General features: G+C 55.1%; 9 protein-coding genes. 3 read left to right on the top strand and 6 right to left on the bottom strand.

The features are described 5' to 3' along the window. The first annotated feature begins 20 nt into the window (after positions 1 to 20). Entirely contained in the window at positions 21 to 2,732 is a 2,712-nt protein-coding gene (locus tag OLTU_RS08555; protein WP_176736452.1) for an ATP-binding protein, read from the top strand. 99 nt (positions 2,733 to 2,831) lie between these two features. After that, entirely contained in the window at positions 2,832 to 4,328 is a 1,497-nt protein-coding gene (locus OLTU_RS08550; protein ID WP_141732337.1) for a glycosyl hydrolase family 18 protein, read from the top strand. A 43-nt stretch (positions 4,329 to 4,371) separates the two neighbouring features. Here the strand turns inward: OLTU_RS08550 and OLTU_RS08545 are convergent, their stop codons facing one another. After that, positions 4,372 to 7,071 (bottom strand): ATP-binding protein, encoded by a 2,700-nt coding sequence (locus OLTU_RS08545; RefSeq protein WP_176736451.1) that lies wholly within the window; start codon positions 7,069 to 7,071, stop codon positions 4,372 to 4,374. Positions 7,072 to 7,299: 228 nt separating this feature from the next. On the opposite strand from OLTU_RS08545, the gene OLTU_RS08540 reads away from it, so the two are divergent. Continuing rightward, positions 7,300 to 9,390, top strand: coding sequence for an adenylate/guanylate cyclase domain-containing protein (locus OLTU_RS08540; protein WP_218109924.1), 2,091 nt, complete (start codon positions 7,300 to 7,302; stop codon positions 9,388 to 9,390). Between the two features lie 5 nt (positions 9,391 to 9,395). On the opposite strand, the gene OLTU_RS08535 is transcribed toward OLTU_RS08540, so the two are convergent. From OLTU_RS08535 to OLTU_RS08515, 5 genes are all read right to left on the bottom strand, one after another. Next, positions 9,396 to 10,316, bottom strand: coding sequence for a glycoside hydrolase family 16 protein (locus OLTU_RS08535; protein WP_141732334.1), 921 nt, complete (start codon positions 10,314 to 10,316; stop codon positions 9,396 to 9,398). Positions 10,317 to 10,392: 76 nt separating this feature from the next. Continuing rightward, positions 10,393 to 11,607: a trypsin-like serine protease gene (locus OLTU_RS08530; RefSeq protein WP_176736449.1), complete on the bottom strand. Its 1,215-nt coding sequence runs from the start codon at positions 11,605 to 11,607 to the stop codon at positions 10,393 to 10,395. 287 nt (positions 11,608 to 11,894) lie between these two features. Then, positions 11,895 to 13,991: an adenylate/guanylate cyclase domain-containing protein gene (locus OLTU_RS08525; RefSeq protein WP_141732332.1), complete on the bottom strand. Its 2,097-nt coding sequence runs from the start codon at positions 13,989 to 13,991 to the stop codon at positions 11,895 to 11,897. 11 nt (positions 13,992 to 14,002) lie between these two features. Next, complete coding sequence (locus OLTU_RS08520; RefSeq protein ID WP_141732331.1) at positions 14,003 to 16,741, bottom strand: 7TM diverse intracellular signaling domain-containing protein; 2,739 nt, start codon at positions 16,739 to 16,741, stop codon at positions 14,003 to 14,005. A 200-nt stretch (positions 16,742 to 16,941) separates the two neighbouring features. Next, positions 16,942 to 20,715: a PAS domain-containing hybrid sensor histidine kinase/response regulator gene (locus OLTU_RS08515; protein ID WP_176736448.1), complete on the bottom strand. Its 3,774-nt coding sequence runs from the start codon at positions 20,713 to 20,715 to the stop codon at positions 16,942 to 16,944. Between the last annotated feature and the right edge of the window lie 387 nt (positions 20,716 to 21,102).

Below are 21,102 nucleotides of genomic sequence, written 5' to 3'. Positions count from 1 at the left end.
ACTGTTTCGGAAAGGGAGCCATGGAGCGTTTTCCATATTTCTTTCTTCTCTGGTTCTTTTTGAGCCTGAATGCACGCGCCCTGGCCAACCCTGCCGCCGATGAAACCGCCCTGCAGCAGCTGGAAACCTTGCGTTTGAAGACCTTTGCATTTAAAGCCGAGGCCCAGGCTGAAATTGATGCGCTCTTTGTTTCGCTGAACGCCAACGATCATCCGCGGGCCTGGCTCAAGGCCTATGCCCTGGCTTCGGCTCAGGTCAGGACCGTGCACAAGGCCCCGCCTTATTCCACCGTTCTGGAGCAGGCCCAGCAGCTGGCCGATCCTCATCTTCTGGCCACCCTTTATCTCAGCAAAGCTCTTCAGTCACGGGGTGAGGAGGCCATGGAACAGGCCGTGGACGAACTGAAGAAAGCCGTTCAGGCGGCCAGGGCAGGCAACGATCCCTTGCTCGTTGGCATGATCCTCGCCGAGACAGCCTATACCTATAGCATCTTTCATAACAGGCACGGCGGGATTCAGGCGATCGAGGAAGCTCTGGCGATCATGCAGGCTCATCCAGATCATCCGCATTATCTTTACGCGCAGAGTACGCTTTCCATCCTCATGTATTATCTGGATCGTAAAGACGAGGCCCTGCGTATCAGCAAGGAGGTTTTTCAAAAATTCTCCGAGCAGAAGAATTACTACTCCGCAGCCATTGAAGCCTGCAACATCGGACTCGCCTATCGGGACATCGACCCCCATTCCCCCGAGGTCATTGCCTACTTTGATGCCGCGATCAAACTCGCCGCCCAATCCAGGGACCGCGATGCTCTGGCCGGAGCATTGAGTGGCAAGGCTCATGCGTACCTCGACCGACAGCCGGCCCAGGCGATTCCTTTGCTGCATGAGGTGATCGCCATCTATCAAAAGGAAAATGACAAAATATTTGAAACCGAAGGCATCCTGACTCTGGCGGAAGCCTATCTGAATGCCGGGGATATCCGCAAAGCCCGGCGGACCATCAATAAGGTTCGCCGCAATCCCAAATATGGCAATATCTATACGGAGCGCACACTATCCCTCGAAAGCCGCATAGCAGCGGCCGAACGCAACTTTGAAGCGGCCTACAAGGCTCACCTCGCCTACCATGATTACTGGGAAACGCGCAAGAAAACGGAAGAGAGTGCCGAACTCAGCAAACTGTCCTCGGCCTTGAATTTTAAACTTGAAGAGGAAAAAAACCGGACTCTGCAGGTGGAACTCGAAAACCAAAGGCAGGCCCGATCCCTTCTCGATCAGCAAAATCGCAACCAGCAGCTGGCTCTCGAAAAAGCGGAAAAGGAAAAGCAGTTCCTCACCGCCACCCTGGGCCTCTGTCTGATTATCGTCGGCGTCATGCTCTGGGGCCTTTGGCAGGGTTATCAGATCAAGCGTCAGAAAAAATTGCAGCAGGAGATCATGGACTCGGTGCATGAAGGGATCCTTCGCTTCGGCGCCGACCGTCGCATCGCACACCCTTATTCCAAGCATCTGGAGGAACTTCTGGGCCAGCGTTCCCTCAGCGGCGCACCGATTGTGGATCTGCTTTTTCCAGAGTCCACGGAGCAAAAATCCATGATCGAGGCCTGTCTGTCGGCCATCATTGACGAGGATCGTACCGCCTGGGAATTCAACGCCGTTCACCTTCCGAGTGAAATTCAGCTGAAGGGTCGCATTCTGCAGCTCTTCTGGCATCCGATCCTCAATCGCGTGGGCCTGACCGACCATGTGATGCTCGTGCTGCGTGACATCACCGAACAAAGAAACTATGAAAAGCTGCTTCAGAACGAACGTCACGAAAGAGACCAGCGCAACATCCGGGTTCTGGAACTTCGGCACGCCGATCGCTTACAGGTTGAACGTTTTCTGCAGCGCCTGCACGAGGCCAATCACATCAACCTCGTCACACCGCCTCCATTGGCGATACTGCTGCGACATCTGCATACCTGGAAAGGGGAAGCGCGGACCCATGGCCTCAAGGAACTCGCTGCAGAGATCCATCAGCTCGAGGACCTTTGCGCCCATGCCACGAGCACCCAGCAGCTGCATCAGCTTCAGGAAAATCTCAACCACTTTCAGCAGTTGATCGACGGCTATCGTTCCCTGCTCGAAGATCCGGCCCTTCCCACTCAGGTTTCCCGTCGCCTGAATCTTCTCGCGCTTGCGTCGGATCTCCTGTTTGAAGCCCGCAGCCGCCTGCAGCAGGAGGGCATTCGCTGGGGCGGAGCACGGGTCACGGATGCCCTCGAGGACTGGAATGAACCAACAGCCGAATTGGTGCGCACGGTTCTTTTGCATGCGATCAGCAACAGCATCGATCATGGTTTTGTGCGCGCACCCGATAGCTTTCGCAGCCGAATCCAGGCTCAGTTTGAGGTGGAAATACGGCAGGACACTGATGCTCTGATCATCAGCCTCGGCGACAACGGACAAGGCATTCAATGGAGTAAAATCGAAGACCTGGCTCGATCGAAGGGCCTTGCAACCACGACCCGGGAGGAGCTGGTGGAAACCCTCTTCCGCGATGGTTTTTCCACAGCCGATCAGCTCAGCTTGAGCAGCGGTCGCGGTGTTGGTTTAGCCGCGATCAAGGGTCTCTGTGATGAACATGGTGGCCAGGTCAGACTCATGGACCGCCCGGCGCAGCCTGGAACGCAGCTGGAAGTCAGACTCCCCCTCGCGCCTCTCCGATTTTTCAACCAAGCATCCTGACAGAAAGCCGATTTCAACTCTCCTCCACGCATCATGTTAAAGCCTCATGTGGTGGTGCTCTCCGCGCCACGCAAACCATGCACCTGGAGGCTTTTTTTGATGAGTTGTTTCTCCTTACGTGTTCCCATTGCGATCCTTCTTGCCTCAGGACTCTGGAGTTGTTCCGACAAGTCCAATACGTCCCAAGTCAGCAGCATCCTGAGTCCGGTGGAATGTGCGAAGTTTACGCCTTCCTACAATGCCAACTCAAGGATTGCGAGTCTGAAACTGGTCAACGATTGCGGTCGCAGTCTTGACTTTTCCGAAGCCAAATTGCGCTTTTCAGGCGCAAAACCCGAAACGCAACCCTGGGGTCGCAATCCCGACTATTTCAGCTGGATCAACTGGCAGCTTGATGCTGATGGTTTCTCCTACAGTCGTGATCCTGCGGCCACCTGGTTGAATGTAAGTTTGAACGCCGGTGATGAGCTCAATTTCGAATTCACAGCCGATGCGGAACCATCCCAGCCAAGACTCTATCTCGGCGTTGGGACGGTACCGGAAACTCCTGCACCGGCCCCTGGACCGGCACCCGAGCCCAATCCGGAACCCAATCCTGAACCAACGCAGCCCCCTGTTACGCCTGATCCTGAACCAGCTCCTCTGCCCCAGCCTGTTCCTGGCGGTCAGGAAATCGTTGCGTACTATCAGAGCTGGAGTGCCGGGTGGGCTTCAGAAGGCAGCAACTTAAGTCTGGCCAAACTTCCCCCTTATATCACCACGGTCCTTCTGTCTTTCGTGCGCCCGGAAACCAGCTACCAGGCTGGTCAACAGTCCTGGGTTGGAACCGGTATGGATTTCTCCTCGGACTTTAAAGTCGTGAAGGATGCCATCAAAGTTCTGAAAACCAAAAATCCGGGCACCAAGGTTCTTCTGTCGATCGGCGGCGCCACCTATGTGAACTGGAAACAGGCCAATGCCCAGGCTGTGGCGGCTCTCGTCAGGGATTTGGGCGCGGATGGTGCTGACCTTGACTATGAGCCAACCGAAGGCGTTTGCTCATGGGGTTCCGGCGGTACGTCCTGTCCTGGTGATCAGGAGTTTATCCAGATCATTCGCACCTTCCGCCGTGCCTTGCCAAGACCTTACCTGATCACCACCGCTGCGTGGAGCACAGGTGCTTTTGGAACGGCCAAGTATCCGGCTTCGTCGTTTAACGGCAATCTGATCGGATCCAACTTTGGTCTTTATGTGAACCCCTTGAAAGCCGCCGGTACGGACTTTGATGCGATCTACATCATGTCCTATGATGCTGGTGGTCCGAACGCACCTGCCGGCACTCCAACCGGTTATGATCCGAAGAAGGCCTTCCAAGCCTATCGTGAACTGTACAAGGGTCCTCTGATGCTGGGTGTGGAGATTCCACCGGAAGCCTGGGGTGGTCATGTATCAACCCCTGCGGAAGCCGCGGAACGGGCCAGTTATGTGCGCAGCCAGGGTGGTAACGGTATGATGATCTGGTCCTTGCAAAAGGCCGGCAATCCATCCGCCACCGACTTTGTGCAGGCCATGTGCCGCACTCTGGGTCTCAGCGCCTGTGATCGCCCACTGCCTTAAGTCACACAGGAATCGGGCCAAGGGATTTGGCCCGGTTCCTTCTTCACGATGCTGAATCCATCAGCTCGATGACCAGCTCGCAACCGGGCTGGTTTTCCCTATCCTTGATATGCACGTCACCCTTGAATGTCCGGGCGATCCGGCGAATGGCGGAAAGTCCCACACCGCGACCACTGGTTTGCGAAACCTCGGCAGCGGTGCTCAATCCTTCCAGAAACACGACGTCCGCGAGGCTTTGCCCGGGCTCAGGCACAAAGTTCCGCTCCTTGATAAGCTCCTGAAGGCGTGTCCAGTTCAATCCACGGCCGTTATCCTGCACACTCAGTTGGATCTGTCCCTGTGCGCTGCGCTGCAGTCTCACATGAAGCTCAGGCTTTGCAATATCCGTTTGATCCTTGAAGCCATGATCGATGCTATTGATGATCGAATGCAGGAGCACATCCTTGATCGCCTGCCGCACATCACGATTCCATTCGAAAATCTCTTCATCGATTTGAACACGATGCAGAGGAATGCCAAGGTTTTTACAGTGCATTTGGAGCGAGCCCCACTGATCCGCCAGGATCTGCACCAGACTGCTGCCTTCGAGACCTGCAGGCTGGCTTTCGCGGGCACTCATCAGCAAGGCAAAACTCTGATAGTCTCGCCAAACGTCCTGCCATAGATGGATGGCTTCCCTGATCGCATCGTCCGATGGCGGAATCTGGTGCCGTCCATCCAAAAGATCCTCGAGCTGATGGGTGATCGCGGCGAGATCACGCAAGCCCAGACTACGTGCCTCCCCTTTCAGGCTGTGAAGTTCAGGCAGGAGATCACGCAAAGCCGAGCCTCCCTGCCGAATCTTCTCGGCTCGCGGAACTGAGCCTTGAATAAACTGCTGGTAGCGCTGCGGGGAAAGCCGGGCGACCTCTTCCATGATGTGCTGGAGCCGCCCCCTTTGTGTCCGGGCCTGATCGATCTCCAGTTCCAGTTTATGCTGTCGGGTGATATCGCGCATGGCCACGATAATGCGTCGGATTTTTTTATCCTTGCCATAAAGCGGCTGCCAATGAAGGGAAATGATCCGCTCCCCGTGATCCAGAGTTAAAGTCTGAGGCAGGTTACCGACATTCAACTCCCAGACCAGGGCGGGTTCGTCGATACAGGAGGTGATCACTTCGCGGATCATGTGCCGCTCGTCAGCCTTGAGTTCGGATTTTTCCAGGAGATAGAGCATCACATTCTGCCTTGCGGAATCCGGCGCGTCGTGGCCAATGACATGGTCGAGGTAAGGCGAGAGGCTGGATTCCACCTTGAGGTCACGACCAACTGTGATAATCCCCTCTTCAATGTTATCCAGAATATACTGGATTCTGGCCTTGGCCTGCCTGGTTTTCCGCACCTGCAGGAGAGCGAAAAACAGAAGGAGCAGACAGACCAGGATCAAAAATCCAAGAATGACGGCGACCGTCTTGATCAGGTCCGCTTCCCTCAGCTGATGTTCCTTGATCTGATTTTCCTTCTTCAGGAGCTGATTTTCCTGCTCTTTCAGCTGGTAGCCGAACTTCACCTGCAGTTCATTCAGCTGCTCCTTCTTGCTCTTTTCATCAATCTTCTGATGGATGTCGATGAACTGTTGCAACGATCGAAAGGCCTCGATGGGACGTTTCAGACCCATCAATGCGTCCGCACGCTCCTGGGCCAGCTGCGCCTTGTCGTTCTGCAGGTGCTCGGGAAACAGGGCATCGGATTCGTTCAGGTATTTGAGCGCTTCGGCCCAGCGTTTTTGAGCCAGATAAACCCGGGCTTTCCAATGCAGGGAATCCGCCGTCCAGATGATGGAGTCCAGCTTCTTGAACTTTTTAAGAGCCGCATCGATAAAGACATGAGCCTTGCCATAATCCTTCAGATTGAGCAGAGCTTCCCCACGGGTGAGTTCGCTGAACGCGGCCAGGCGATCCTCATTCAGACCCTGGATCGCGACATCGGCCTGATCAAAATAAGTCAAACCCTTGCGGATGGTTTCCGGATTGTCCTGCCTTGTGTAGTTCCTTCCCAGATTGATGAGGGCAATCGCTCCCATATGGCGAATGTTTTCCAGCTTGCAGTACTCAATCACCTGCTGATAGAGCACGACGGATTTCTCATGATCCCCCATGCGACTGGCGAGGATCGCACTATCATTCTTGATAAGGATGGGCAGGATGTCCCCGGGATAACCATAATCCTCCGCCAGTTCCAGGGCATTTTTTGCATAAATGAGCGCCAGCTGCAGATTGCTTTCCGACTCGGCCGCTGCCGCATATTCGCGGTAAACATCGGCCAGGAGTCGTCCGCCGCCGTTGTCCTCGGCCAGCTTTTTGATCGGCTCCAGAACGCTGCGAAAATCCGTCACCTCCACGCCGCTGTCGGTATTGATGCCGTCCATCATCAGATGCAGGCGAATGAGCAGAGGTTTGTCCGCCTGCTTCTCCGCAATCGCGATGGCCTTCTTGATATTTTCTTCGGTGGCATAGGAATCGTCCTCACAGCCAATCTCCATGCAGGAGCTGAGATAGATGGCCATGGCCTTGGCCCAATGGAAAGGCTCCCGGGTTTCCAGCCCATCCTGAGTGAGCTGCGTCCGGGCCCACTGATTGATGGCCCTGGGATCATCCATCATGCTCTTGAACAGCTCATCATAGCTTTGATCCAGGCGTGGAGCCTGGGCGGCCTGCATCGTCAGCGGCAGGAGCAGAAGCAGGGCCAGAAACAGAACGCGCATGGCAAGGGTCCTCTGGAAAATGACAATCTCTACCATTTTAACATGTATTGCCTCGGATTCCGGGTCGCCGCATGAAGCTCCGGGTGCGCGCTCACTGGAAAATTACCCAAAATGCATACCTTTGCGTCAGACCCCTGCCCGTGGGATCAATACCAGACCCTGAAAATCCGATGCAATTGAGGCAGGAACCTACGAAAAATGATGGGAAGATTGTGTTTGTTTAAGGCCTTGCCCATACTCTGGCTCCTCAGCCTCCTGAGCCCCTGGTTGGCGCCACTCCACGGCGCCGAGCCCGCGACGAGCTATGTTTGGGGGGACCGGATTTCCACTTATCGCGCGTACTGGGATGATCCCCGTCCCCTGCTCGCGGAAGCGGAGAGGTTGCTGACCGCGATCAATCCCGACAAGGATCCGCGACGCTGGCTGGAAGTTTTCTGCGCCTATGGCATGTCCAATGATGCGATCCATCATATGCCAGGCATCGCCCAGCATATCCTCCGGGCCAAGCGCATCGCGGCCCGACTCGACCTCTGGGAGCACATGATCGATGCGCTCATTATTGAAGGGTCTTTTCTCGAATCCCTGACAGTGGAGGACCTTGCCGCCATGGCCCATGAGTTTGGCTCTGATGTCAGCGCCCCTTATGAAAAGGCCCTGGCGATTGCCCAGGAACATAAATCCCTGCGCAATACCTATCTTGTGATTGGTAACTACAAGGGCTATCTCAAGTACACGGGACAGTCCACACGCATCATGAAACTTCTGGAACACGCACCCGAGCATGTTCAATCCGCGCGGGATCTTGCGGATATTGATCGATTGAATCTGAAGAAGAACCTGGTCTTTCTCTATAAGATAGCCAATCAGCATGAAGGCGTGGCCCAGGTCACCCGGGAACTGGCCGATGCATGCGAGACCGTTCCCTATCGCGCGCTTTGCACCTATATGCTGCATGACTATGGCGTCCTTCTCGCTTCAGGCCGGATCCCCATCGACTATCCCAAAGCCATCGAAATTCTCGAAAAAGCCGAGAGCATGGCCGCAGACCTCGATGATGTTGTGATCCAGGGACTGGCTGCACTGACGCTCGCCCAGATCGCTCAGGCTCAAAAAAAGCCAGAGGAAGCCATCCATCATGCACGACGTGCGGCCTCGCATGCCCGCAGGATGGGGTACTATTCCACTGTGGGGGAAGCCGTGCTCATCGAGGCGGATAACTATCGGCGGCTCAAACGCCACGCGGAAGCGATTCGGATTCTGGCTGAACTGAAAAGGGACATGCCGAGCAATCTCTATTCGCAGCACACCAATCTCCACAAACTGGCGGCTGATATCCATTCAGAGATGCAGAGCTGGCAGCAAGCCTATGAGGAAAGGACTCTTCAGACAACTTTTGAAAGAAAATATATCGAGGAGCGCAGCCAGGAAAATTTTTCCGAGCACATGGTCAAACTTGGACTTCAGCTCGAACAGGAAAAAAACAAGGCACTGACATCGGAGAACGAACTCCAGGAACGCGAGCGCAAAACCATTATCTATGCCACGTCTGGCATCGTCCTCATCGCCATCTTTCTGCTCTGCGGTCTGATCTGGGTGAGCCGCAAGAATCGCGAGATTCGCAAGCTGCACCGTTTCATCGAAACCCAGGTGCTCCAGCGCTTTCTGCCGCCCAGGATCGTGAGCGATATCCTGAGCGGAAAAAGTCACTTTGAACAGAATGCCCAGCATCGGGTCGTCACCGTGCTCTTCGCGGATCTGGTGAACTTCACCAAGTCCGCCGAACGCATGCAGCCTCATGACCTGACCGAACTGCTCAATGGCTTTTTTGCCGACATGAGTGAAGTCGTCTTCGCCCATGGCGGCGTCATCGACAAATTCATCGGTGATGCCATCATGGTCGTCTTTGGAGCCCCGCAGGAGCTGACGCCCGCCGAGCAGGCCGAGGCCTCCACCCGTTGCGCATTGCAACTGGTGGAATGTCTCCAGCGCCTGAACATCGAATGGCAGCAGCGGTTCAACACAACCTTTGCCATGCGCATCGGCGTCCATCAGGGACCCGGCGTGGTCGGAGCCTTTGGCAGTGAACGCCGCTCCGACTATACCGTGATTGGACACACAGTGAACCTTGCCTCACGCATCGAAGGCCAGGCCATGCCCAATCAGATTCTGGTCTCTGAAAGCGTGGCCCGGTTTCTGACGGACGCTCAAAAATCCTATGCCGGCAGTTTCCGCCTTAAAGGCATCGAGCAGCCGGTGGCTCTCTTCGCCGTTCGGACAGCTCCAGCGATCGCAGGAGAAGCGGACCGCTCGGCCAGCTGAGCGTTTCAAGGGCGGCGGATGCGAACCCAATCCACCTGCATCGTCAAATCCGTCTTCGGAGCTTCCAGGGCATCCGGCGTATCCTCGGGAGCCCAGGTCGCGGAATGCCAGGTATTCAGGAGCAGATGCGCCGGCACCTGCGGAATCCTTGAGACAGGACCCCTGTAATTCCAGAGCACGAGCTTTTCTCCACTGACAGGATGCACGATCCAGAACAGCACCCCTTCCCTTTCCCAGGTAAGGCCGTATTCATAAAAGCGCGCGGCCGCATTGTAATCCGGGAGGGCCGGGACAACCTCCGGCTGCGCTTCCGCTCCGGAGAGGGGCTCTGTGTTCACAGCTCCCCAGCCGTCCGCAAAGCGCGTATATTCAATGGTCCCTTGCGCAAGATTGATCTTGCGAATCACCCTCTGCTGAGCGCCTGTGGCCTCGTCAAAGTCAGTCCATATCGTCAGATAAATCGATTCCGGTTCAGCGCACAGCCATTCAAAGTCGATTTCACTGTTATCCGCATAGCCGTTGCCATTCGGATCCGATCCATCATTGAAGTAGGTGAAGAAACCCGAGACATTGCCTTCCCGCCTGGTGGAACAGCTCGGAGTTTTCAACCGCACTTCGATGGTTCCAAACAAAAAGGGCTCGGCTCGCCATTCCAGATTGGGTCCCTTGGGAGGACCGGCAGGACTATCTTTGGGCAGTGTCAGTGTCACCACCTGCTGATCGGCAGCATCGGCTGCCGACTGTTGTGGCAAGGCCGTGCCACCGCCCCAAAAGTGAAAGATGGAATCCTGAAAGGCGCGATTGAAGTCCTCGAAAAGCAGTTGCTCCGTGCTGTCCGCCGGCTGCGACAGAGATTCAACGGAAGGCCTGCCACAGGCCAAAGCAGTGAACCAAACACAGCCGCAGACTTGACCAAAATGTTTCATGCTGGTGCTCCATGATGGATCCGATGCAGGGAGAAGCTACGAAGGCTTCTCCCTGGGAGCTATTGAAGATTTTTCATCAAGGCTCTTCTTTAAATTCCTGCGCCTCTTCTTCTGGAATGGCTTCCGAAACATCCGACGCGCTCGACTGTTGGCCTTGGGCGACAGCATCATAGTAATTGATGGCGCTGATTTTTACGGAGCGGGAGTGTTCCAAAGGATCGGAAACGAATGTCACCTTCACCGGCGTGACAAAGTTTTTCGCATTCCAGGTGCCTTTGCCGCAAAGCTTGCGGGAGTATCCGGCGGCATCCTGAATGAGAACATGATCGAACTCACACTGAGCATGAGACTCCGTATCCAGTTCGATCTTGAAGTTTACGTACTTGCCTTCCGTGCTATTGAGAGTTGTCAGCAGCTTGTTCTCGTTTGCACCGAAGGGACCGAAACTCAACACAGCAGGTTGTGTCGGCGTGCCGGGCTGCGTGGCTGTGCTGCCCTCCGGGAAGGGATTGGCCTTGCCTGTGAGATTTTGGGCTGCCTTCACCAGCCAGCTATGGAATTCCGCGACGCCGGTATAGGTCCCACCACCGTGGCAACCATACTGCGCAGATTCCTGACCGCCGGAGAGAGCGCCGGCCACATACCATTCATTGTTGCGATTGACAAACAGCGGACCACCGGAATCTCCGGCACAGGTCCCGGTAAAGTTCCGATTGGCTACGATCACGCGCCCATACGAACCGCGGCCGGAATAGGTGTTATTCACAGAACGCAGCGTTCCAAAGGCGCCGCCACCTCTCTGCAAAGTCTCACCGTAGCCAGCCTGCAACACCGCCTCGCCCGATCTCAGGGGCTGCGAGGCCGGGAGGAGTTTCACAGGTTTGTAGTTTGCGGGAATGTTCTTCGAGAGTTTCAGCATCGCGATATCATAGGGAACAATATACGGCCCGGTGGGCTTATACTGGGCATGCACGACCTTCCGTTCCACGGGAATAACTGCGCCGGTTCCCTGCGCATACATATTGGTTCTGAAGACCACACTCATCGCGCCATTGGAGAGACAGTGTCCGGCCGTCAGGATCAGGTTTTCAGCGATGACGGTTCCTGTACAACCGCTGGAAATTCCAACAGTTGACAAGCGATCCGGGCCGCTGGCATTCTCGGCGACCTGTCGGCCGTTTCGAATTTTTAGATCGGAGTCTTCGGATTCATCCTTCGAACATTGGGTGTTCATGAGTCCTATGCCAGCCATCAGCGCGAGGCAGGGCAGGGCTTTCAGCTTCAATTCCATAGTGGCCTCCATTCAATCAGCTTGTGTGCTACCAAAAAAAATCGCTTGTGCAAGGAACGCGCCGCGCGTGATTTCCCTGCCACAAGCGTTGGCCTTACTGCAGTTGAGCCAGATAACATACGGCAGGAATAACGGCGCGTCCGCACCGCTGTCTTATTCTACCGACCACATGCGACAGACGTTTGTTTCAAGTTGGAGAGTGACAAGAAAGGAAACACTGGCAGGATTTTTTACAGGAATTCCGCATAAAACCCGGTAATAAACAGCTCCTCAGAGGTCAATGGCAGTCAACTGGCTTGAGGCAGGATGCGGGAGGAAGGTCGATCGGGATGGATGGCGAACAGTTCCTGAGACTCGCTCACCCCTTTCAGTTTGAACAGACCTGCGGATTGCCAGGTTGCGGCGTCGAGCCGATGCACGACGACTCCTGAGGCCAGGATCTGATTCGGTTTGGCCATTCCTTCAATCCGTGACGCGATGTTGACTGTCATGCCGACCGCGGTATAGTCGGTGCGCTGCGTGCTTCCAAACATGCCTGCCACGACAGGTCCCGCGTGAAGACCGATGCGCATGGAAAGCAGGCTCTCCCCTTCAGACCGGAGTTCCTCGTTGAGTTCATGCAGGGCCTCCAGCATTTTGCGAGCACAGGCGACCGCGTGATCCACCTGGTCCTGTAGGGGCATGCTGACAGGCGCTCCAAAGAGGACCATGACAGCATCCCCGATAAATTTGTCGAGCGTTCCTTGTTCCGAATGAATGACCTGACTCATCGCGCTGAAAAAGCGGTTGATGATGCTGCTGATGCGCTGCGGGTCCTTGTTCTCACACTGTCTGGTAAAGTCCACAAGATCCGCGAAGAGAATGGTGACCTCCAGTTCCCTGGCATGGGCATCCCAGGCGATCTTCCTGTTCACCACATCCTGAACCAGAACGGGCGGCAGAAAGCGTCCCAGGACATCGGTCTGCAGGTGAACGTTCAGCTCATGGATACGCTTTCTTTGCTGATAGACAAAGAAGAGGAACAGGGACAGTACCGGAACGGTAATCATCAGAAAGACCACGATGACGGTCTTGAAATCGTTCTCCCGTCTTGCCTTTTCCAATTCGATCGTCTTCAGCTGGGCATCCTTCACGGCCAGCTGACGATCCTTTTCCAAAAGCTGGTTCTGCAGCTGCGAGGCTTCAAGACCCAGAAGGGCCTTGCTGTCACTCATCACGACCTTGTTCTGCAAATTCCTGCGCTCCAGAATTTCGATCAGGTCCCTGGCCTTTTCCAGCCCTGCCTGAGGCTGCTGCATTTTTTCATGAATGGCCATGGCCACGCGGAGTGACTTGGATTTTTCCGTGCCTTGTTCCGGTTTGATCGCCTTCAGGGATTCCTGAATCGCGGCCAGAGCCTGAGGCATTTCATTGCGGTTCATATGAGCAATGGCCAGTTCCCGCCAGGCTTTGAAACGCCAGATAAGACCCTGGCTCGTGGTGAGTTCAAGCGTCTGATAACCGGCCGCGAGAGCCGCCGCAGCATCACCGCGTGCGTTGGCGAGGCTAGCCAATTTTGAAGCAGCCGCAGCGGCCGTATAGAGATCGCGGATCGACAAGGCCTTCGCCAAGGTCTCCTTGAAATAATGCTCACTTTTCGCCAGATCCGGTTCCTTTAAATTGAAATAGGCATCAGCCAGAAAAAAGGCAAGGATGCCGGATTGAAAGCGCAGGTTCATTGGGACGATTTTCCGATAATAGCGTTCAAGAAGCTGAAGGTTTTTCAAGGTCCGGTCCGCCTCGAAATTCTGCTGGACCAGATTGATTTCCACGATCAGGCGCATGATAGGGTGGATGTTCGGGTAATTCCTGAGATCCGATTTGGCAGCGAGTATCGCCTGCAGGGACTGCTCATCCGCATCGAGCCGATAGAGAAGATGGGATTGGAAATCCAGGACACGCAAAAGACTATGCGGGTCCTGGCTGGATCGGGCCAGGTCGATGGCTCCTCTGGCCAAATCCAGCGCCTTCTGGCTTTCCTCCTGATTCAGAGCCCAAAGGCTGAGCCCCACGCTCAGCAGCGCGGCATCAGCCAGGCGTTTGGATTCCAAGGCGCGGTCTTTTAGGTTTTTAAGGGACGGGTGCAGTTCTTCCAGAGTTTCCCTATCATCCAGAAGATAACAAATATAAGCAAGGCGAGCCATGAGATGCAGGTACTCATGGGATGTGGGACTTTTGCCCTTCAGCTGAAGCTTCAGCACCTCCTTGAAACCCTGAGGGTCATCCGCCTCGCTCTGAATCCACACGTCCTCTGTGGACGCGGAGCTTTGCGCACGCAGTGGCAGACAGCCACCGATCGTCAGTGTCAGGCTCAGAATATTCAGGTAAAGCCAGCTTCTTCTCAAACACCCTGCTCCTAAGCGACCTGCATGAAGCGATCACCGGGTAACGACACCGAAAACGCGAACGGAACCTGCGTGGATTCTGCACGGGCCTCTTCCAGAAAGACGATCCGCACGTCACCACCCAGTTCCTGAACCATACGCTGCACCACATTCAGTCCGACCCCACGACCCGAGAGCATCGTGACAGTACGGGCTGTGGAGAGACCACTGGTGAATATCGTCATGGCAATCTTCGACGGATCTTTCTCGTCCGGCTCAAGAAGTCCACGTGCCACCGCTTTTTCATGAATGGATTTCAGATTCAGCCCACGGCCATCATCCGCAACCAGGATGGCAATCCGATCCCCCGGGACATGGCGAATCTGAATACGAATCGTGCCCTGTGGATCCTTCCCCTTGGCCGTGCGTTCTTCAGGACGTTCCAGACCGTGATCGACGGAATTGGTCAGAAAATGTGTGAATATGCCCATCATCGCCTGGTGGGATGAATCCGTCAGATGCAAGGCACCTTCATCTTCCAGAAGGATTTTGGGAGGAAGTTTACCGGCCTGGCTTGCAATCTTGCGACTGGCTTGAATAATATCTTCCAGCAAAGCGGAAAGGGATTCATAACCCAGATCCACCAGCTCCTTTCGTGCAGCCTGAACGATCTGCCGGGCCGCCTCGGACAAGGGAAGTTGATTCAATTCCTGCAGCATGCTCGTGATCCGGTCCAGATCCGTCAGGGAACATTGAACTGTCCTTTGCCGCGTGTTCCTGCCCAGCTTTTCTTCACTCAAATGCTCCATGCTATCCACATAAGCCTCGAGAGCCTCCAGCCTCTTTTTCAGTTCCGCGGATCGACTCCAATCCGCGGTGGAGGCTTTGATCTGATCCTCAAGCTCGTGAGCGCCTCGGGCGATCGAGGTGAAGCCAAAGGTTCGGGCATTGCCTTTGAGGGTATGAAGGAAGGCATTGATCCTTTGCAGAGTGTTCACATCATTGCCCTGGGCCTCATGGAGCAGCCCCTTCAATTGGTTGAGAAGAGTTCGAATGTTCTGCAGGAACCGGCTGAATTTGTTGTGCGGGACCGCGATGATCTGCTGGATCATCTCCAGCTCTTCGCGGTTCTGTTTGTTGCGCTCCTCCAGACTTTTCAGCGTCGTAACATCCCGCACGGCGACCAGGAACTTCTCGACCTTGCCCTCGCGATTCACGATCGGGTTCCAGTCGATTTCATGGAAGAGGGTCGCGTCGCCTCGCTTGATCCGCACAAAACGAGGAAGCAGGCCATGGTTCAGTTCAAAGCTCAAGGCATCATCGCCCATGGAAAAGTCCAAAACCGAGCGGATCTGGGCCACCTGATCCGTGGTAAGATCGGATGTCCCAAACAGCACGTCGATGGGGTCTTCACCGATCAAAGGGCGCCCGGGAAACAGATCCTGCATCTGCCTCGAAAGTTCGGGATCAATCCGAATCGGTATCCCGCTGAAGGTAAAAATTCCCTGGGTGATGGTTTCGAGGATACTGCGGATATCCCGTGTTCGGGCTTCCACCTTCTGATCGAGGGTCTGGATGTTTTGTTCCTGCAGGGCGATCATCTGGGTTTGGATGGCTTCCTTCTCTTTTTTGATCTCCCGGAACTGATCCGCCAGGGCCAGGGTGAGGAGAGCCACCTGGGTCGCGGAACCGATCAGGGGGGCATGCTCGATCAAAACATGCTGCCCGAGAAGGTCCATCGTCTTGGCAGCATAAAGGATGGTCCCACTCATAAGGGCGGTAAAGGACATCGAGAAAAATTTGGCCGGTCGATACCCTTTCCAGCTGAGAAAGGCCAGCACCCAGATCAGATAGGAAGCGGACGTCACGACATAAAAAATGCCGAGCTTCATGGCAATCTCATAGCGAAACAGGAAACTGGACAGCGTAACGAAGGCACCGACCAGCAGCAGGGCCTTCAGGAACAGGTCGCAGCGTGGATACTCGCGCAACTTGGGTAGGCTCATCCTCACAAAGATAACGGTGACAATGATATTGATGCCGATGAGAAAGGGGATGCTGATCTGATTGAAAGCGACGGCGTTGGGCCAAACCAGCTCAAATCCGAGGCCAAGAATGGCCATGACCAGCAGGCAGGCAGAGGCAATGAAGACGACATAAACAGCGTAGACCGGCTCACGTGTGGTCAGAAAGAAGATGAAGTTATAAAAGAACATGATCACCATCGCGCCGATGTAGAATCGGGACCCGATGCTTTCCACATGATCCTTGTTAAAATATTCCTTGAGGCTCATCAGCGTCATCGGAAACTGGGCGGAACTTGTGGTCCTCGCGTGTATGTAGAAATAGCGATCCTGTAGCGACAGTCCAGGATGGATCAGGTAGGTCAGTTCCCTGACTTTAAGGTCCCGACCTGGGATCGGAAACTTGCGGCCATTCGTATTCATCCGGTACGAGCCATCCGGCTGTGGGATATAGAGCGTGGCCATATCGATGAGAGGATAGCTGATGGACAGGACCAGCGTGTCTTCCCGGGCGAGATGATCAGGAATCCGGAAACGAAACCAGAAGCCGCTATGAGTAAAGGTAAAGTTGGGAGCCTTGGCTCCATTGACTTGATACGCTGAGGATGGAAGCTCCTGGATGTCCACGAAGGTGAGCTGGTTGGTCTTGTCCTCGATGAACTCAATCCCGTTGTGCAGTACGACGGCAGCGCGGGCTTCACCCACGAGCATCAAACTGAAAAAAGCCGCAACAAGGAGAACAGCCACGTCGCGCCCTGCGCGATACAGCCCGAAGTAGCCCGCCTGGTTTGTACAGTTTCTGTTCAGTGGACAAGCCCTAATAGGTAAATTCCCTAGGACTTATCGGCACATAAGGGCAGGACTTGAAACTGACGTTGGACGCTTTCGCCTCAATTGACGGAAATCAGGGGTGCGATCCCCATAAATTGTCAGATAACCACATCCCTTCAATGAAACATTTGCTGCTCACTGCGGGCCGATAACTCCACAAATCGCTGCATGGTGGCCAGCAGTTCCTTGATATCCACCGGTTTGGAAAGGTGTCCATCACAGCCGGCGGCGAATGACTTCTCGACCTCCTCTTTCATCGCATGCGCGGTCAACGCGATGATCGGCCTTGTATAGCCGGCAGCCCGCAGGCGCCGGGTGGCTTCCAACCCATCCATGATCGGCATCATGACATCCATCAGGATAATGTCATAGGCATGACGCGTGGCCATCGCCAGTGCCTTTTCTCCATCGCTGGCAACGTCCCAGCTCACATCCGCTTTCCGCAGATAGGCTTTCATCAGGGCCTGATTATCGGCATTGTCATCCACGATCAGAACCTTGTAGCGCGGGCCCAAGGTCGGTTCCACATTCTTATGAATGAGTTGCACTGTCTGCTGCCTTTCCAGGGATGTGACGAATCCCGTCTGTTGCAAAGCGCCGGCCAGCACCTTCATGGTAAAGCAGCTTCCATTTTCCGGGACGCTCCAGGTCAGCTGCAGATCTCCGCCCAGAGCCTGGGCCAGTCGCCGCGAAAGATGCAGCCCAAGGCCGGTGCCTCCAAATTTCCGGGTGATCGAGGCATCCGATTGGGTAAACGGTTGGAACAGTTCCATTTGCTGCTCGGGGGCAATGCCGATTCCGGTATCCTCGACATCGACCACGAACCGGGCTGGTCCGCGCGCGCTTTTATCCTCGAATCGCAGCCCCACACGAACCTGCCCCTTTTCGGTAAACTTGATCGCATTGCCTACGATGTTCATAAGAATTTGCCGGAAACGAATGGAATCCGACTCGATATACTGGGGCACGGGAGTGTCACAGACCAGGTTCAGCTCAATCTTCTTCTTTTGCGCCAGGACCGACATGGACTGAATGCATTCCACAATCAGATCCGTGACGCAGAAGCGGCGCCACTCGATCTGGAAATGCCCGGACTCAACCTTGGACAAATCGAGGATATCATCGATGATATGCAGAAGATGAGCGCCACTGGCTTTGATGCGCGAGGCGTACATGATTCTCTCAGAGTGATCAAGGCCCGGCTCGGTGAGAAGATCCGCATAGCCGATCACGCTATTCATCGGCGATCGAATCTCGTGGCTCATATTCGCAAGAAACTGCGACTTCGCGCGGCTGGCCCGTTCGGCTTCATCCTTGGCCAGGCCAAGCTCGGCCTCGAAACGCTTTTCCTTGGTAATGTCCTGAACCACGGCGATGGCTCCGGTTAACTCGCCCGTCTCGGTATGCACCGGCACCGCCGAATTCAAAACAATTTTTTCCTGCCCGTTGAAGGCTTTGAGGATGACCACATCATTCAGGGTGGTTGTCCCATGTTTCAGAGCCCGTGCCAGGGCCCAGTCGTCGGCTCCCAGTCGCTTGCCGGAATCAAACCAATAGCCTTCATACTCATCGTAGCGCTGCAGTCCCACATTTTTTACACCACCCCAGATCTGACGGAAAGCTTCATTGGTCGTCACGATCTGACCTTCCGTATCCGAGATGACAACCCCAACCGGAAGTTGACTCAGAATCGCCCGCAGCTTGGCTTCACTGGCGGCCAGCACTTCGCTGGCCTGCTTCTGATCATGGATATCCGTGCAGGTCCCCATCCAGCGCACGATATCACCCTGCTCGTTGCGGATCGGAAGCGCCCGCCCCAGCGTCCAGCGATACTGCCCGGAACGATGCCGCAGACGGTATTCAATTTCATAGGGATCGCCGGTCGCCAGACTGTGTTGCCACACTTTCCAGGCGCGTTCCTGATCCTCGGGATGGAACATGCCGTTCCACCCGTCACCATCGGTTGAGCCTTCGGACATGCCGGTGAATTCATACCAGCGCTTGTTGAAGTAATCATGAAAACCATCAGCCAGGGTCGACCAGACCATCTGCGGCATGGCATCCGCGATCGTGCGGAATTTCGCCTCGTTTTCCTGCAGCTTCTGGCTGGTGATTTTCTGCTCATGAATATCCGTATTGGTGCCGAGCCATTGAATGATGGCTCCCTGGCTATCGCGCACGGGGACCGCACGGCCCAGATGCCAGCGGTATTCCCCATCATGCCGCCTCAGGCGATATTCAATGGAATAGGGCTCGCCGGTGGCGATACAGTGGGCCCACGCCTGAACCGTGCGTTCGATATCATCGGGATGGTGGAGACCTTGTTCCCGCCACTCGTAATCATCCTCATCGGGCTCAAGCCCAAAATAGTCATAGTGCCGCCGATTGTAGTAAAGGATGTTACCCTGCGCATCCGCAAGAAATGCCATCTGCGGCATGGCTTCCGTAAAATGCCTGAAGCGCGCTTCACTTTCGAGAAGCTTTTGCTCGGATTTTTTTCGTTCATCAATATTAAGGCAGGTCCCCACAAAACGGACCGGCTGGCCGCTCGCATCCTTATGCACTTCGCCCCGGACTTCAACGCAGACTGTCCTGCCATCCACGGGACGAATCACGCGATATTCCATCATATAGGCCTGACCCGTCTTCATACTGACATCAATCTTTTGCTTCACGAGGTCGCGATCGTCAGGATGAATGAGCGCGATCGCCTCCTCAAGGGTGTCCAGCGTCTCGACGAGGCCCCAGTCCTGGCTCATCCGCGGATCAAACAGGAGGGCATTGCGATGGATATGCCAATCATAGAATCCAATCTGCGAAGCTTCGAGAGCCAGTTCCAGACGTTCTTCATTCAGTCTCTTCGCCTCTTCAATAGCCCGACGCTCCGTCATGTCCTGCGCGATCACAAGATCCACGTTGGGCAATCTTTCCTTGCCGCTTATTTTCGCTCCGCCCCAGGACACCCAGATGCTCGTTCCGTCCTTGCGCACGTAGCAATGTTCGCTGGTAAAATCCCGACCTTCCTCGATAACAGGCAATCCGGCCTCGGCCCGGGTCATGCCCTGGAGCTCCTCTTCCGTATAACCCATCATTCGAGAATAAGCCGCATTCACCTGGAGAAAACGTTCCGTATGAGGATCCAGCTCGGCGATGCCTACCGGCGCCTTCTCAAAAATCTGCCGAAAGCGATCCTCGCTCGCCCGTAATTTGCGTTCCGCAGCATGCACCGTTTCCGCCGCAACCCAGGTCATGACAGTAAAGACAGCAATGATGATCATCACAAAGGCGGAACTGGCGAAGACGGGATCGAAAATCACTCCCGCACTCGAACCAATGACAAGACTGACGACCGGTACCGCCAGAATCAAAGGAAAGAACAGGCGTCGAATGACCTGCCCGGCCAGACTCTCGCTCGATACGATTTTCATGAATCCATGCTGCGGACGCGCGGCGAGGAGACCGATAGCCAGGGAAAAAACCGTGATGGCCGCTGGAATCGACATCTGGCGAATGGATTCAAAATAGCTCGGACCATGAACGGCCTTGTTCACATGAATGACAAAGGCCTGCAGCGGAAACATCATCGTCATGATCGCCAAATACTGGGAGGGCCGATGTCCGGCCTTGGGTTCCCAATCCAGCAGCAGGAGGCCCAGAGAAATCAGAATCAGACTCAGCGCCGTTTGAAAAGTCATCTGACCGTAAGGCGTGAATCCGCCCTGCAAGGCCAGCATGTAGCCCAATAGAACCAGAACGGACAGAACCAGCGTCACCCCACAGAACAGGCGTATCAGCCGGGACGCCCGGGCCTTGGGTTTTCCATAATCCTGGTTTTGCAGAAAGAGAGCCGCGCCCAGCAGCAGACAGAGAAAGCTGGTATGGGGTTCCATCCCTAATCCGATTTGACCAGGGAGGGGGTTGCGTAACCAAGGCAGGTCGCGAACCCAGCTCAGCAATGTGAGCAATGCTGTCACGATGACAAGGACAGAACAGGCCTGCGTCACGCGAAAAAAGCTATGTGCGAGGCCCCAAAATTCCAGAGTCGGGTTTCTGGTCTCAGGTTTCGGACGGATATGCTTATTCATTCGAATCCACTCGTGTGTCGGCCTGCGGATCGGCTGTCGCGTTTTGGATTGGGCAGACTCAGGCCAGGAGAATGAAAGGCTGCGCGGCTGGCGCCTCCACAAAACCCAGGGTATTGCGGAAGCGAGCGTATGTCAGGCAGATTACTGAGTCAAGGGTGGAAAGGGATGTATACGACAGCCTTCAGGACTTTT

It is taken from the genome of Oligoflexus tunisiensis, assembly GCF_001748245.1.
GTDB classification, from domain to species: domain Bacteria; phylum Bdellovibrionota_B; class Oligoflexia; order Oligoflexales; family Oligoflexaceae; genus Oligoflexus; species Oligoflexus tunisiensis.
Note: the sequence above shows the minus strand (reverse complement) of the source record. Positions and strands in the feature narration are given on the sequence as shown.

Coding starts and splice junctions, on each gene's coding strand:
- OLTU_RS08550 (WP_141732337.1), top strand. CDS start 2,832: ATGAGTTGTTTCTCCTTACGTGTTCCCATTGCGATCCTTCTTGCCTCA.
- OLTU_RS08535 (WP_141732334.1), bottom strand. CDS start 10,316: ATGAAACATTTTGGTCAAGTCTGCGGCTGTGTTTGGTTCACTGCTTTG.
- OLTU_RS08555 (WP_176736452.1), top strand. CDS start 21: ATGGAGCGTTTTCCATATTTCTTTCTTCTCTGGTTCTTTTTGAGCCTG.
- OLTU_RS08515 (WP_176736448.1), bottom strand. CDS start 20,715: ATGGAACCCCATACCAGCTTTCTCTGTCTGCTGCTGGGCGCGGCTCTC.
- OLTU_RS08545 (WP_176736451.1), bottom strand. CDS start 7,071: ATGCGCGTTCTGTTTCTGGCCCTGCTTCTGCTCCTGCCGCTGACGATG.
- OLTU_RS08530 (WP_176736449.1), bottom strand. CDS start 11,607: ATGGAATTGAAGCTGAAAGCCCTGCCCTGCCTCGCGCTGATGGCTGGC.